The sequence below is a fragment of the Streptomyces sp. NPDC054863 genome (assembly GCF_053610825.1).
The window spans coordinates 1-14,476 of record NZ_JBSGZD010000201.1 but is presented as its reverse complement, the minus strand read 5'-3'; the positions used below and the strand labels follow the sequence as shown (position 1 = coordinate 14,476).

Sequence of the window (14,476 nt, the reverse complement as noted above, 5' to 3'; positions counted from 1 at the left end):
GACGTGGACGCGCCCCTGACGGAGCTGGGCCGGGACGCGGACAACGCGCTCGTCCCGCCGCCGCCCGACGACGCGAACCTGGCCGGCTGGGACCGTGGCGGTGTCGTCCCCGGCAGCACCGGCACCGCGGTCGTCGCCGGTCACTACGACACCAGCCACGGGCCCGCCGCCTTCTACGGCCTGCACGCCCTCGAACCGGGCAGCGAGGTGCGCGTGGCGCGGGCGGACGGCCGCACCGCCGTCTTCACCGTCGGCGCGGTCGAGGAGTACGAGAAGGAGGAGTTCCCGAGCGCGAAGGTCTACCGGCACTCGGCACGCGCGGAGCTCCGGCTGATCACCTGCGGCGGCACGTTCTCCAAGGAGGGCGGCTATTCGGCGAACACGGTCGTGTACGCGTACCTCACCGGGGTGGAACGCACCCCGGACTGAGGACCTGTTCCGAGGTACCGGCGCGGCCCTTGGCAGGATGGGGCCCATGACTTACTGCCCCGACCCCGTCCAGGCCCTGATGGTCGTCGACGTGCAGGCGGCCTTCGTCACCGGTACGAACCCGGTGCCCGGCGCGGACCGGCTGCTGGACCGCGGCGCGACGCTGCTGGCCGCCGCCCGTGCGGCCGGCGCCCTCGTCGTACACCTGCAGAACGACGGGCCGCCCGGCGCCGACGACGAGCCCGGCACCGACGGGTGGCGGCTGCATTTCCGGCCGGCGGAGGGCGAGTTGCTGCTGCACAAGACCGTCGACGACGGCTTCGAGGAGAATCCGCTCGCCGAGCGGCTCAAGGAGGCGGGTGTACGAGGGCTGGCGATGTGCGGCGTGATGTCGGAGATGTGCGTGAGCGCGACGGCGCGTACGGCGTTGGAGCTGGGCTTCCGGGTCGTCCTGCCGCACGACGCGCACGGCACGTACGACATCCCGGCCGCGGAGGGCATCAGCGGGGCCGTGCCGGCGGCGATGGTGTCGCGGGTCGCGGAGTGGGCGCTGGGCGACGAGGTGGAGGTCGTCGCGGGGGCGGCGGACGTGAGGTTCGAGAGGTGACGGCGTTCGAGACATAACGACGTTCGAGAAGTGACGGCGGAGGATGCGGCGTTCGCGCCATGACGCGGGCCGTTGCTCTCCTGCCCTGTCACGCAGGCGGAGGAGAGCAACGGCCCTGATTCGAGGGGGAGTTACGGCAGGCCGTGCACGTGCGGGCCGACCGCGTTCGACCAGGCGTTGCCCGCCGTGGCGTCCCAGTTGGTGGACCAGGTCATCGCGCCGCGCAGGGCCGGGTAGGTCTTCGTCGGCTTGAAGTTGCCGCAGCCGGTGCCCTTGGTGAGGCAGTCCAGGGCGTTGTTCACGACGGCCGGGGAGACGTAGCCGCTGCCGGCGCCGCGCGTCGAGGCGGGGACGCCGAGGCCGACCTGGGACGGGTCGAGGCCGCCCTCCAGCTGGATGCAGGCGAGCGCGGTGAGGAAGTCGACCGAGCCCTGGCTGTAGACCTTGCCGTCGCAGCCCAGCATCGAACCGCTGTTGTAGTACTGCATGTTGACGACCGTGAGGATGTCCTTCACGGCGAGCGCCGCCTTGAAGTACTCGGTGCCGGTCGACTGCATGTCGATGGTCTGCGGGGCCATCGTCAGGACCATGCCCGGGCCCGCCTTCGCGGAGAGCTGGCGCAGGGCCTTCGACAGGTAGGTGGAGTTGATGCCGTGTTCGAGGTCGATGTCGACGCCGTTGAAGCCGTACTCCTGCATCAGCTGGTACGCGCTGTTGGCGAAGGCGGTCGCGGAGGCGTCGCTGTTGATGGTGACGTTGCCCTTCTCGCCGCCCACCGAGATGATCACGGACTTGCCGGCCGTCTTCTTCGACGCGACGTCCGCCTTGAAGTCGGCGACATTGGTGTAGCCCACTGCCGGGTCGAGGTTGAAGACGATCTGGCCGGGCGTGGCCGTGGAGTCCGCGAAGGAGACGGCGATGATGTCGTACTGGGACTGCACGTCGCGGAGCTTCTGGACGGTCGCACCGTTGTTGAAGTTCTGCCAGTAGCCGGTCAGGGCGTGCTTGGGGACGTTGGGGTTCGGGCCGGGGCCCGTGCCGCCCTTGGACGTACGGCCGCTGACGGTCGCCGACTTGGCCGATTCGCCTGCTGAGTTCACTGCGGTGACCTGGAAATCGTAGGAGGTGTCGGCGGTGAGCCCGGTCACGGTCGCGGAGGTGCCGGTGGCCGACTGGACCTTGGTGCCGCCCCGGTAGACGTTGTACGAGGAGGCGCCGGAGACGGCGGACCAGGACAGCGCCAGGGAGGACGAGGTGGGCTGACCGACGGCAAGGTCCGCGGGGGTGGCCGGGATGCCGGGCTCGGGGTCGGTGCCGCCGCCACCGTCGGGGCCGAAGACGGAGACGTCGTCGACGTAGTAGGCGGCCTGGCCGTACCAGCCGTGGGTGTAGACCGTGACGGACTTGGTGTTCGGGCCTGCCTTGAAGGTGGTGGTCAGCTGCTTCCACCCGGTGGAGCCCGGCGACCAGGTCGACACGTCGGTGGCGCCGGTGCCGCTCGCGCCGAGGTAGGCGTAGCCGCCCTGGGTCCAGGCGGACAGGGTGTACGTCGCGCCCGGCTTGACGGCGACGGACTGCGAGCAGCGGGCGTGGTCCTGGCCCGCCGGGGTGGCCCGGAGGGCGGACGTACCGCCGTGGACGGGTGAGCCGACCGACGTCCCGGCGGTACAGGTCCAGTTGGAGAGCCCGGATTCGAATCCGGCGTTCTTGGCCACATTCACGTCGGCGATCTGCTCGGCGGCCTGTGTGACGGGTGCTGCGGCCATGCCGACGGCGGCGAGGGCTGCGGCGGTCAGCGCGGCCGTGAGGGCCGGGCGACGTCTTGCGGGCAGGCGTTGGCGGTCCACGTGCTGCCTCCGGGGAGAGGAGTGGGGGCGGGGATGGGGAGACGGTGGCCACCGTTGGGGGTACAAGCTGGTCCAGACCATTTGAGTTGTCAAGACCTCTGACAGCAAAGGGGGGTTCCGGGGGGTCAGGCCTTCAGGTGGGCCAGTACCGTACGCATCGCCCGGTGCACGGCTTCGCGTGACGCGTCGGTGGGGTCGAGGGTCTCGAAGCCGTGGTGTCCGTTCGGCACGTCGACCACCTCGACGTTCGCCCCGCACTCCTTCGCCGCGGTGAGGAACTCCTCGACGGTGGCGGCGATCGCGGGCACCTCCAGCCCCGCCCGGGTGACCACGACGGGCAGAGCGCCCGCTTCGGCGACCGCCTGCGCCGGGTGGAAGCGGCTGCCGGTCAGTCCCCAGTTCGGCATCGGCGCCAGGATCGGGTACGTGGCCGCCAGGCAGCGCAGCCACGGCGGGGGCGAGGCCAGCCATTCGGCCGTGATCGGCCCGCTGCCGGAGAAGAACCACAGCGCGACGCGGTCCGCGTCCACCCTCGGGTCGGCCCGTACGAGTTCCACCGCGGCGGCGATGTCCGCGGCGGCGCGCGGGTAGTCGGTGATGTCGTGCAGCCGGTGGTCGAGGGTGGCGCCCACCACCCCTTCGGCAGCCGCGTACCGGGCGTACCCCGTGGGGGTCGGCCACTCGCGCGGGGTCGGCTGCGCACCGGCGGGCACCGGGCCGCCGTGCACGACGACCACGGCCGGCAGCGGGGCCGCGGCACGGGCCGCTCCGGTCGCCTCGGGTGCGTATGCGGGTACGTACAGGTCGACGTTCCCGGTCCGCTCGCGGGGGATGTCGGGGAGGTCCAGCAGGAACGGCTCCAGGTGCGGAGGTGTTCCGCCGGCGTCGGCAGGCTTCAGCCGGTGTCCCTCGCCCGCCGCCGCCTGCCGCAGCACCTCGGCCAGCTCGGCGGGGCAGGACAGCATCGGCCAGTGCCCGGTGGGGAGTTCGAAGAAGCTCACCGAAGGGTCGGTCAGGGCGTGCAGGGCCGGGTCGCCGAGGCCCACCACCAGCTGGAGCATCTCGATGCTCGCACCGTTGCCGGTGCACAGCACCCCGGTGGTGGGCACCGTGGCCGCCGCACCGGTGAGCTTCAGCGGCTGGAGCAGGGTGGCCAGCGGCTGCGGTGCGGCAAGCGCGGTGAGCCGGTCCAGCGCGGCGTCGGACAGCCCTTCGACACTCCCCCAGCGCTGCCACTCGTCGCGCGCCGGAGCCGCCAACTCACCCTCGATTCCGGCCGCTTCTGCACGCTCGACGAGCTGGGCGCGCAGGGACTGGTCGGGCAGCGCGGCCACAGCGGGGACGCCGTCCTGCGGCATGCCGGAGTCCAGGTAGACGACGCGGGTGAGGTGCTCGGCGCGCCGGTCGGCGGCGCCGACCGCCGGGTGGATGCCGTAGTCGTGCCCGACCAGCACGATCTCCCGGCCACTGCCCCCTTCGGCCGCCCCGTCCGACGCCGCGCGGACCGAGTCGATGACCGCGGTGACGTCCGCGATGTGCGTCTCCAGATCGACGCCCGCCTCCGTGCGGTGATGCGTCAGCCCCTCCGTACGACCGCCCGAAGCGTCGATTCCGGTGAGAGCCACGGTGTGCACCTCGGCGCCCGCCCCGGTCAGCCGGGCGGCGGTGCTCTCCCACACGTGTGCGCCGGTGAACATGCCCGGCACCAGGATGAATGCAGTCATGGGGGTCCTCCTCGGTACGTCGTCTCCGGGGACCGGCCCGATCCTCCGGCCCCGCTCGCCGCAGAGTAGGAACTCCCCCAGGGGGAGGTTCAAGCGGTCGCCGAGGCACGGAGTCTCTGAGAATCTTCGGAGTCCGCCAGAAAATTTCGCGAGGGGATGTCGAGAACCCGCGTCCGGCTCCGTCCCAGGAGCAGACACGGCCACAATGGGCCGTACCTCACCAAGGAGAAGACGATGGCCAAGTACCTGCTGCTCAAGCACTACCGGGGCGCGCCGGCATCGGTCAACGACGCGCCGATGGACCAGTGGGAGCCGGAGGAGGTCTCGGCCCACCTGCAGTACATGCGTGACTTCGCCGCTCGGCTCGAAGGCACCGGCGAGTTCGTCGACGCCCAGGCGCTCGCCCCGGAGGGCACGTTCGTCCGTTACGACGGCGAGGGGCGACCGCCGGTGACCGACGGCCCGTTCGCGGAGACCAAGGACCTGATCGCCGGCTGGATGGTGATCGACGTCGAGACCTACGAGCGCGCGCTGGAGCTGGCCGGCGAGCTGTCCGCGGCTCCGGGTGCGGGTGGCAAGCCGATCCACGAGTGGCTGGAGGTACGGCCGTTCTACGGCGTGCAGTCCACGGCCACCGAGTGAACGAGTCGCTGCTCCGGGAGCTGGTGCCCTCGGTGATCGGTGTCCTCGTCCGTCGCGGAGCAGACTTCGCGGCGGCCGAGGACGCCGTGCAGGACGCCCTGGTCGAGGCCGTGCGCGCGTGGCCGGACGGCTCCTCCCCCGGCGATTCGAGCGGGGGACCCCCGCTGCGGGACCCGAAGGGCTGGCTGATCACGGTCGCCTGGCGCAAGTACCTCGACGCCGTCCGCGCCGACACCTCCCGGCGGCGGCGCGAGGAGCGGGTCGAGGCCGAGCCCCTGCCCGGCCGGGCCGAGGCGGTGGACGACACGCTTCAGCTGTACCTCCTGTGCGCGCACCCGTCCCTGACCCCGGCGTCGGCCGTCGCGCTCACACTGCGCGCGGTCGGCGGTCTGACCACGCGGCAGATCGCCCAGGCCTACCTGGTGCCGGAGGCGACCATGGCCCAGCGCATTGGTCGGGCCAAGCGGACGGTCTCCGGCGTCCGGTTCGACAGGGCCGGTGACGTCGCCACGGTGCTGCGCGTGCTCTACCTGGTCTTCAACGAGGGTTACTCGGGCGATGTCGACCTCGCCGCCGAGGCGATCCGGCTCACTCGCCAGTTGGCGGCCCGAACCGGCCACGAGGAGGTCGCGGGCCTGCTGGCGCTCATGCTGCTCCACCACGCACGGCGCCCGGCCAGGACCGGCCCCGACGGCAGGCTGGTGCCGCTCACCGAGCAGGACCGCAGCCTGTGGAACACCCAACTGATCACCGAGGGCGTCGAGTTGCTCCAGAGCGCCCTCGCCCGCGACCGCCTGGGCGAGTTCCAGGCCCAGGCGGCCGTCGCCGCGCTCCACGCGGACGCCCGGACCGCCGAGGAGACCGACTGGGTGCAGATCGTCGAGTGGTACGACGAGCTGGTGCGCCTCACCGACAGCCCGGTGGCCCGCCTCAACCGGTCCGTCGCGGTGGGCGAGGCCGACGGCCCCCGGGCCGGCCTGGCCGCCCTGGCGGGGCTCGACCCCTCCCTGCCGCGGCACGCCGCCGTCGCGGCCTACCTGCACGAGCGTGACGGTGATCCGGCGACCGCGGCACGGCTCTACGCCCAGGCCGCCCGCTCAGCACCCAACATCCCCGAACGCGACCACCTCACGCGACAGGCGGCCCGGCTCAATGCGCGGCTGCGCAGGTGAGCGGTGGTCCCGGCGGCGGTGCCCGCACCGCTCCGGCACGGCGGTGAGCCCGTCGGTGCGGTTCGTGGGGCACCACCTGATCGTGCGGAAACTTGCGACCTGTTCAGGAGGAGCACACGGGGGACTTCTGCCCTGAAAGGTAGGTCGTCTGCTCGTCCGAGGTGAGATCGCGGTCGACCGCCCGGCAGATCCTGTCGATCGCCTCGCTCTGGTTCGGCAGGCGCGTGTCCCACAGACGTACTGTCCGGTCCTCGCTTCCGGTGGCGAGGGTACGGCCGTCGGGAGTGAACGCCATCATGATCACCGGGCCGGTGTGGCCGATGAGAGCGGCCCGCAGGAGGCCGGTGGCGGTATCCCACAGCCGCGCCGTCCTGTCACTGCTCCCGGTGACGAGAATGCGGCCGTCAGGACTGAACACCACCGAACCCACCGCGTCGGTATGGCCCGTGAGAGTGAACCGCAGGAGGCCGGTGGCGGTATCCCACAGCCGCGCCGTCCTGTCACTGCTCCCGGTGACGAGAATGCGGCCGTCAGGACTGAACACCACCGAATCCACCACGTCGGTATGGCCCGTGAGAGTGAACCGCAGGAGGCCGGTGGCGGTATCCCACAGCCGCGCCGTCCTGTCGAAGCTGGCGGTGGCGAGAGTATGTCCGTCGGGGCTGAACGCCACCGCGGTCACCGTGCTGATGTGACCGGTGAGAGCGGCCCGTGGGCGGCCGGTGACGGTGTCCCACAACCGCGCCGTCCTGTCGATGCTCGTGGTGGCGAGGGTGCGGCCGTCAGGGCTGAACACCACCGAATCCACCGCGTCGGTATGGCCGGTGAGAGTGGCCCGCAAGCGGCCGGTGGCGGTGACCCACAGCCGCGCCGTCCCGTCGATGCTCCCGGTGGCGAGGGTGCGCCCGTCAGGGCTGAACACCACCGAATCCACCGCGTCGGTATGGCCCGTGAGAGTGACCCGCAGGCGACCGGTGGCGCTGTCCCACAGCCGCGCCGTCCCGTCGCTGCTCCCGGTGACGAGAGTGCGGCCGTCAGGACTGAACACCACCGAACCCACCACGTCGGTATGGCCCCTGAGAGTGAACCGCAAGCGGCCGGTGGCGGTGACCCACAGCCGCGCCGTCCCGTCGAAGCTTGCGGAGGCGAGAGTGCGGCCGTCAGGACTGAACACCACCGAACCCACCGCGTCGGTATGGCCGGTGAGAGTGGCCCGGGTGCGGCCGGCAGCGGTGTCCCAGAGCCGCGCCGTCCTGTCGCTGCTCCCGGTGGCGAGGGTGCGGCCGTCGGGACTGAACACCACCGAACTCACCGCGTTGGTGTGACCGGTGAGAGTGGCCCGCAGGTGACCGGTGACGGTGACCCACACCCGCGCCGTGTTGTCTCTGCTCCCGGTGGCGAGGGTACGGCCGTCAGGGCTGAATGCCACCGCGTACACCGGGTTGGTGTGGCCGGTGAGAGTGGCCCGGGTGCGGCCGGTGGCGGTGTCCCACAACCGCGCCGTCCTGTCGAAGCTTGCGGTGGCGAGAGTATGTCCGTCGGGGCTGAACGCCACCGCGGTCACCGTGCTGGTGTGACCCGTGAGAGCGGCCCGTAGGCGGCCGGTGGCACTGTCCCACAACCGCGCCGTCCCGTCCTCACTCACCGAGGCGAGAACGCGGCCGTCGGGACTGAACGCCACCTCGTGCACTGGTCCGGCATGGCTGGTGAGAGCGGCCCGTGAGCGGCCGGTGGCGCTGTCCCACAACCGCGCCGTCCCGTCGCTGCTCCCGGTGGCGAGGGTGCGCCCGTCAGGACTGAACACCACCGAACCCACCACGTCGGCATGGCCGGTGAGAGTGAACCGCAGGTGACCGGTGGCGGTGTCCCACAACCGCGCCGTCCTGTCGACACCGGCGGTGGCGACAGTGCGGCCGACGGCACTGAACGCCACCGCGTACACCGGGCCGGTGTGACCGGTGAGGGTGGCCCGCAGATGGCCGGTGGCGGTGTCCCACAACCGAGCCGTCCCGTCCTCACTCACCGAGGCGAGAACGCGGCTGTCAGGACTGAACACCGCCGAACCCACCACGTCGGTATGGCCCCTGAGAGTGAACCGCAAGCGGCCGGTGGCGCTGTCCCACAGCCGCGCCGTCCCGTCAAAGCTTGCGGTGGCAAAAGTGCGGCCGTCGGGGCTGAACGCCGCCGCGGTCACCGGGCCGGTGTGGCCGGTGAGGCGGTGTGGGAGGGGGAGTTCGGACGCCTGGTAGAGCCTCGCGAGAGCTTCCTCGGTGGGGCTGGTGCGGTAGGCATGGGCGGCGAGGAGGGCTGCGAGTTCGGGGTCGGCTTCGATGAGGGCTGCGGACTGGGCGGCGAGCTGGCGGGACAGCGACTGCTGCTGTGCGGTGACAGCCGTCTGCCGCTGCCAGACGGCGAGGCCGGCGGCGATGAGGGCCAGGACGAGGAGCCCGGTCAGGATCTGGGTGCGGAGTCTCGTACGGCGATGACTGGTGCGGACGAACTGGGTGATGGGGCGGGGAAGCCCGCGTTGACGGGTCCAGGCGAGGCCGGCGGCGAGGTCGGTGCCGTGCAGGAGATCCCCGGCGCGTTTGCGGGCGGTCCAGCGGGTGCGCTGGGCCTCGGCGCGGTGCAGCCAGGTGTAGAACTCCTGGTCCTCGGCGATCCACGTACCCAGGGCGGGCCAGTCCCGGATCAGTGAGTCGTGGACGAGTTCGACCTCTGGACCGGCGGCACGGCCCGCTTCGGAGGGAGGCGGGCGTCTCCTGGCCGGGCCGGATTCCTCCGCCACGGGTGTGGGAGAGCGGCGGAGGGTGACGATCCGGTGCTGGGTCAGGGCGGTCAGGACCGTGTCCACGGTGGCGGGCGGGGACGTGGGTGCGAGGAGTTCGTGCAGGGTTTCGCGTGGCAGGGAGCGGCGGCCGGCGGGGAGTTGGAGGCTGGTGTCCGGGGGATGGACCAGGGCGGTGAGGACCTGCCGGGCAGTGGGCTGCTGTGGGGCGGGGAGTTGGTCCACGGCGTGCTGGCACCAGGTGGCGAGGGCGCCGGTGATCGTGCCGATGCGGTCGTAGGCGCTGTGGGTGAGGCGGCCGTCGTCGTCGCGGCGTTGCCACAGCTGCAGGAGGGCGAGCTGGAGGGCGGTGAGCCAGGTGGCGGGCGCGGTGCGGGTCGGCTGCTGCCGGGAGGCTGCGGTGCTGGTGTCGTGGTCGGTGCGGGCGGACTGCTGCCGGGGGCCGGCGCCGATGTCGTGGGTGGTGCGGGCGGGTTGCTGCCAGGAGGCTGCGGTGCTGGTGTCGTGGGTGGTGAGGATGTCGTTGATGATGCGGGCGGGCAGGCCGGTCTCGAAGCCGGCGGTGGGGTGTTCGCGGGAGCCGGTGACGATCGTGTGGAGGTCGGTGCGGGTCAGGCGGGCGGGGATGTCGAGGAGCGGCTGCAGGGCCCGTTGCAGGGCGGGGGTCTGGTCGGTCAGCTGGGGATAGAAGTCGTTGCGCATGACCAGGACGAGCGTGACCGGGGCGTGGGAGGCGAGGGCCCGGAGCAGTTGCTCGGCTGCGGCTTGGACGTGCGCCGAGGTTCGGTACGGGTTCTGGGCGGAGCTGGGGGCGGGCTGGGTGAAGAGTTCTTCGAACTGGTCGATGACCAGCAGGACGCGCGCGTATCGGGGCTGTTGGGCGAGGACCTCAAGGGCTGCGGTGGCGATTCCGTGGGTGCTGGCGCCGGGCAGGCCGTGCTGGTCGAGAGCGGCCAGGAGGTCGGGGCCGGGGCGGGGCAGGAAGAGCGGGAGCCAGCGGTCGCTGCCGGGCACCGCGCCCCGGGCGAGGGCGGGCAGTACGCCGGCCTGGAGCAGGGAGGTCTTGCCCGATCCGGACGGGCCCAGCAGCATCAGCGCGTCCCGTCGCCCGGTCAGGGCACTGATGACCGCGTCCTGCGCCGCTGTACGGCCGTGGAACCAGGCGGCGTGTTCCGTCGCGAAGGGCTCCAGGCCCCGGAAGGGGCACACGTCGCTGATCTCCAGGTCCGGCCAGATGGCCCGCAGGACCTGCGTGGGAGTCGCGAAGGCAATGCCGTCCAGGCGGCCGACAGCGTCGGTACGGGTGACGGAGTTGACCATGCCGATCACCAGGCCGGTGGTCTCGTCCACGACCGGGCCGCCGCTGAAGCCCTGGGTGAGGTCGTTGGCCCCGGTCAGCTGCAGCGCCGGGCCCTCTTGACGGTTGTCGGGAACCAGGTCACCGGCGACCCCGTAGCCGAAGTGCCCGCCCTCCCGGCCCCCGGAGGTGTGGCCGAAGGAGCGCACCGGGTGCCCCCGGGCACCGGCCGCCGGTCCCAGTGCCAGCGGTGCGATGTGCGGCGGCGGATCCTGTACCCGGAGGAACGCCACATCCTCCGCGTCCCGGGGCCGCCACGCCTCGGTGACCACCTCGGCCGTCGAGCCCGGTGTCCCCGGCAGGTGGTCGAACACCACCCGCACCGGGTCACCGGGGCCTGCGCCGGCCGCCTCGACCACGTGTGCGCAGGTCACCACCACCCCGGGCGCCACCAGGAAGCCCACGCCCTCGACCCCACCGGTGGCGGAACATATCTGAACCACCGCCATCAGCAACCGACCGCTGCCCCCGCCAACTGCACGCTGCCCCGCCGTGTCCACGACAGGCTCATGTCTCAGGGGGTGCCGACGGCGCCGGTACGGTGCCAGGTGACGGTCACCTTCAGATGACACCCGGTCGCCGTCTTCGCGATCACCGCACCGGCCTCGGCGGCCATGTCCACCCCGAACTCGATCGTCACCTCGTCCGGGCCCGCCTGCCGCAACTGCTCCAGCGCGGCCTGTGCCAGCTCCGTGACCGGCTGGAGGGATTCCTGCAGTTTGCGAGGAAGCTCGCGCACGGTGTCCCCGGTACGCCCGGCCTTCACCGGCCCCTCGGCCGCATCAGAGGCTTCGAACAGGATCGAGGCCCCGTCATCGAGCGTCATCCTCGCCAGAGTCCCCATGAGTTCCTCCTGACTCAACTGCCCTCAGGCGTTCGCCATCCGTAGCAAGTCCCAGGATTTCGGCGGGTGCGCCCCTGCCTCAAGGTAGCGGTCCGGAGGCATCGTTGGTCCTTCCTCCGCTCTACTCGGGTGCTCGGGTGGCGCGTTGGGCAGGCCGGGCCCGCGTCCAGGCGGTCACCGCTGGTCCGCCCGTATCCTGGTGTCAACGGGCCACGGGCGGATCCTGGCCGGGGCGGCATCGGGGGGTGCGGGTGTTCTCGTCGTACGACGGTCTGTGCAGCATTGGTGAGCTCGCCGAGCATGCGGGGGTCACCGTCAAGACCGTCCGCTTCTACTCCGAGCGCGGGCTGCTGCCCGAGGCCTCCCGCAGCGCGGGCGGGCACCGCCGCTACGCCCCCGAAGCACTCGACCGGCTGCGGCTGATCCGCTCGCTGCGCACCCTCGACCTGCCGGTCCGCGAAGTGCGCCGCATCCTCGACGACAGCGAGAACGAGGACGGGGACGGGGTCAAGGACGGGGACGGGGCGGCCGGCGGGACGGGCACGGCGTGCGGGGCGGGCAGTGTGCTGGAGGACGCCGTCGCGGGGCAGTTGCGCGAACTGGGTTCGCAGCTCAAGGCGTTGCGCTGGCGGGAGGCCGGGCTGCGGCTGGTGCAGGAGTGTCCGCCGGGGGAACGGGCGGACCGGCTGCGGCTGATCGGCGCGGTGACCGCCCCGCCGTCCACGGACTCGCTGGCCCGGTTCTGGCGCGGCTGGCTGCCGGCCCGGATGCCGGCCGGGTCGACTGCCGCGTTCCTGGAGTTGGCGGTCCCGCAGCCGCCCGACGACCCACAGCCGGCCCAGGTGCTCGCCTTCGCGCGGCTCCACGCCTTCGCGACGAGCCCGTGCACCGGGGCCGGGCGGCCCCAGCCCGCCGCGCACCGGGCCGCGGGGGCCGACGGATCGGCCGTACTGTACGCGGCTCTGGCCGAGGCGTACGAACTGGCGGGCGCGCATCTGCGGTGGGGGGCCGAGCCGTGCGGGGGCGAGGCCCTGGACAGCTTCGTGCACGCGTACGCGCGCGCGTACGGCGGCCGGGACACCCCGGAGTTCCGGCGGATGCTGGCCGGTCAGCTCGCGGCCGATCCCCGTATCGACCGGTACTGGGAGCTGGCGGCCCAGGTGGTCACCGCGCCGGGCAGCCGCCCGGCGCCGACCCCCGGATCTGCGCACGATTGGCTCTGCGCGGCCCTGGACGTGCAGACGGCGGCTGTAGGGGCCTGAGCCGGGAAGACGTGCGGGAGAGGGAGGGGAGAAAAGGAGACACGGGCTTTCGCCGAGGCTGCGCCGGTTGTTGCGCTTCGAGTCATCTCCCGGTAATTCACTCCGTCTTGCCTTGTGTTGACGCTCGGCCGACGGAAGGACGCACATGCAGCGCAGGTCCCTCTCCTCCCTCTCCTCCCCCTCTCTCCTCTCCCTCCTCGCGGCGGCGGCGCTGGCCACGGTCACCGCGGCCTCGCCCCTCGCGCAGTCCGTCGCGGAAGCCGTGCCGGCGCGGCCTTCCACTCCCCGGACCACCACCGTGGCGCCGGGGGTGACGCTGACCTCGACGACGCTGGGCGGGCAGGACGCCGACGACCGGTGGACCGTGCACGTCCACCTGCCGGCCCTCCCCGACGGCCCGCTCGGGTCGGCCGCCACGGCGCTCGGCCCCCGCGCCACCGCCGACCGCGTGGCCGCGGCGCTGCGGGGGAAGGGGTTCGGGCCCCGGGTCGAGAGGGTCGGCTCGCCCGCCTTCGCCGACCAGCGGCCGGGGACGCTCGGCTGGACCGTACGGATCGGCCGGTACACGGACGCCGCAGCCGCGGACGCCGAACTGCGCAGAGTCAGGGCGGCGGGGTTCACGGGCAGCACGCGCTACACCGCCCAGGACGGCACCGACGCCCGCGCACCGCAGAAGGTGCACGTGCTCCGGGTCGACTTCCGTACGTTCGACGGCACGGTGGGCACCGAGTTCGGGCCCACGCTGAACGGCACGGAGAAGCTGACCGACCTCATGGCCTCGACGGGCGCGCTGGCGGGCGTCAACGGGCAGTGGTTCTACAACGACGCCCCGGGCGGCCTCTACGTCAAGGACGGCAAGCTGCTCGGCTCCGCGACCCAGGGCCGGGCGGGGATCCGGCTGAACCGGGGCGGACGGTCCGCCGACGTGGACACGTACACCGCCCGGGTGACGCTCAGGGCGGGCGCGGCGAGCACCGAGGTCGACGGGGTGAACCGGCTGCCGGGGGAGGTCTGGAACTGCGGCGGCGTCGGCGGCGACCTGCCGACCCAGAAGCCGCAGCACGACATGAAGTGCACGGACGCGAGCGAGCTGGTGCGGTTCACCCCTGAGTGGGGCAAGCCGCCGTCCGGTGCGGGCGCGGAGGCCGTACTGGACGCGCACGGCCGGGTGACCGCGGTGAACGCCTCGCGCGGGGCGGGCGTGCCCGCCGGGGGGTCGACCGTCCAGGCGATCGGCGAGAGCGCCGGCTGGCTGCGGCAGCACGCGGCGGTGGGCGCCGTGCTGAAGTTCACCGAGCAGGTGCAGGACGGCGCGGGACGCCCGGTGGCGCTCACCCCCGACACCACGATCCTCCAGGTCGGTCCTTCCCTGGTCAGGGACGGGAAGGTGTCGGTCAACGCGCGGGGTGACGGCGTCATCCACGAGGGTCCTGACCAGACCTTCACGTACAACTGGACCGTGCGCGCCAACCCGCGCTCGATGATCGGCGTGGACGACCGGGGCAGGCTGATGCTGGTCGTCGTCGACGGCCGGCAGGCGGGCTACAGCGAGGGGCTCGGCATCGCGCAGGCCGCGGAGCTGATGCGGACGCTCGGCGCGCGCGAGGCGATGAACCTCGACGGCGGGGGCTCCAGCGTCATGGCAGCGGCGCGTGGGGGGCATGTGGGGATCGTCAACCGGCCGTCGGACGCGGCCGGTCAGCGGACGCTCGGCAATGCGCTGCTCGTACGGGCGCGGCAGGCGCGCTGACCGGGCGAGCGGCTGACCGGGCGAGCGGGTGGCCTGGTGAGCCTTGCGTACGGC

10 protein-coding genes are annotated in these 14,476 nt (G+C 72.4%); 6 read left to right on the top strand and 4 right to left on the bottom strand.

Annotated features, from left to right (window positions below; all coding sequences use genetic code 11):
- Both ACWGIG_RS27610 and ACWGIG_RS27605 read left to right on the top strand, forming a co-directional pair.
- Window positions 1-429, top strand: a 429-nt coding sequence (locus ACWGIG_RS27610; protein WP_453324386.1) for a class F sortase, incomplete at its 5' end; no start/stop codon positions are given.
- 46 nt (window positions 430-475) lie between these two features.
- Window positions 476-1,036, top strand: a complete 561-nt coding sequence (locus ACWGIG_RS27605) for an isochorismatase family protein (protein WP_453324385.1) — start codon at window positions 476-478, stop codon at window positions 1,034-1,036.
- A 131-nt stretch (window positions 1,037-1,167) separates the two neighbouring features.
- Here ACWGIG_RS27605 and ACWGIG_RS27600 read toward each other — a convergent pair whose 3' ends face one another.
- Together ACWGIG_RS27600 and ACWGIG_RS27595 are read right to left on the bottom strand one after the other, a co-directional pair.
- A complete protein-coding gene (locus ACWGIG_RS27600) occupies window positions 1,168-2,883 on the bottom strand; it encodes a chitinase (protein ID WP_453324384.1) in 1,716 nt (571 codons plus the stop codon).
- 125 nt (window positions 2,884-3,008) lie between these two features.
- Window positions 3,009-4,607 carry an alpha/beta hydrolase gene (locus ACWGIG_RS27595; protein WP_453324383.1) on the bottom strand — a complete coding sequence of 533 codons (1,599 nt, stop codon included), beginning with the start codon at window positions 4,605-4,607 and terminating at the stop codon, window positions 3,009-3,011.
- Window positions 4,608-4,841: 234 nt separating this feature from the next.
- Between ACWGIG_RS27595 and ACWGIG_RS27590 the strand changes: the two genes are divergently transcribed.
- Both ACWGIG_RS27590 and ACWGIG_RS27585 read left to right on the top strand, forming a co-directional pair.
- On the top strand, window positions 4,842-5,249 hold the full coding sequence (locus ACWGIG_RS27590; protein WP_453324382.1) for a YciI family protein: 408 nt from the start codon (window positions 4,842-4,844) through the stop codon (window positions 5,247-5,249).
- Entirely contained in the window at window positions 5,246-6,421 is a 1,176-nt protein-coding gene (locus ACWGIG_RS27585) for an RNA polymerase sigma factor (RefSeq protein WP_453324381.1), read from the top strand. The genes ACWGIG_RS27590 and ACWGIG_RS27585 overlap by 4 nt, the downstream gene beginning before the upstream one ends.
- Before the next feature lie 103 nt (window positions 6,422-6,524).
- Here the strand turns inward: ACWGIG_RS27585 and ACWGIG_RS27580 are convergent, their stop codons facing one another.
- Window positions 6,525-11,015 (bottom strand): nSTAND1 domain-containing NTPase, encoded by a 4,491-nt coding sequence (locus ACWGIG_RS27580; protein WP_453324380.1) that lies wholly within the window; start codon window positions 11,013-11,015, stop codon window positions 6,525-6,527.
- 65 nt (window positions 11,016-11,080) lie between these two features.
- Window positions 11,081-11,392: a CU044_2847 family protein gene (locus tag ACWGIG_RS27575; RefSeq protein ID WP_453324379.1), complete on the bottom strand. Its 312-nt coding sequence runs from the start codon at window positions 11,390-11,392 to the stop codon at window positions 11,081-11,083.
- 269 nt (window positions 11,393-11,661) lie between these two features.
- Between ACWGIG_RS27575 and ACWGIG_RS27570 the strand changes: the two genes are divergently transcribed.
- Window positions 11,662-12,672, top strand: a complete 1,011-nt coding sequence (locus ACWGIG_RS27570) for a MerR family transcriptional regulator (protein WP_453324387.1) — start codon at window positions 11,662-11,664, stop codon at window positions 12,670-12,672.
- Between the two features lie 145 nt (window positions 12,673-12,817).
- A complete protein-coding gene (locus tag ACWGIG_RS27565) occupies window positions 12,818-14,422 on the top strand; it encodes a phosphodiester glycosidase family protein (RefSeq protein ID WP_453324378.1) in 1,605 nt (534 codons plus the stop codon).
- Window positions 14,423-14,476 lie beyond the last annotated feature (54 nt).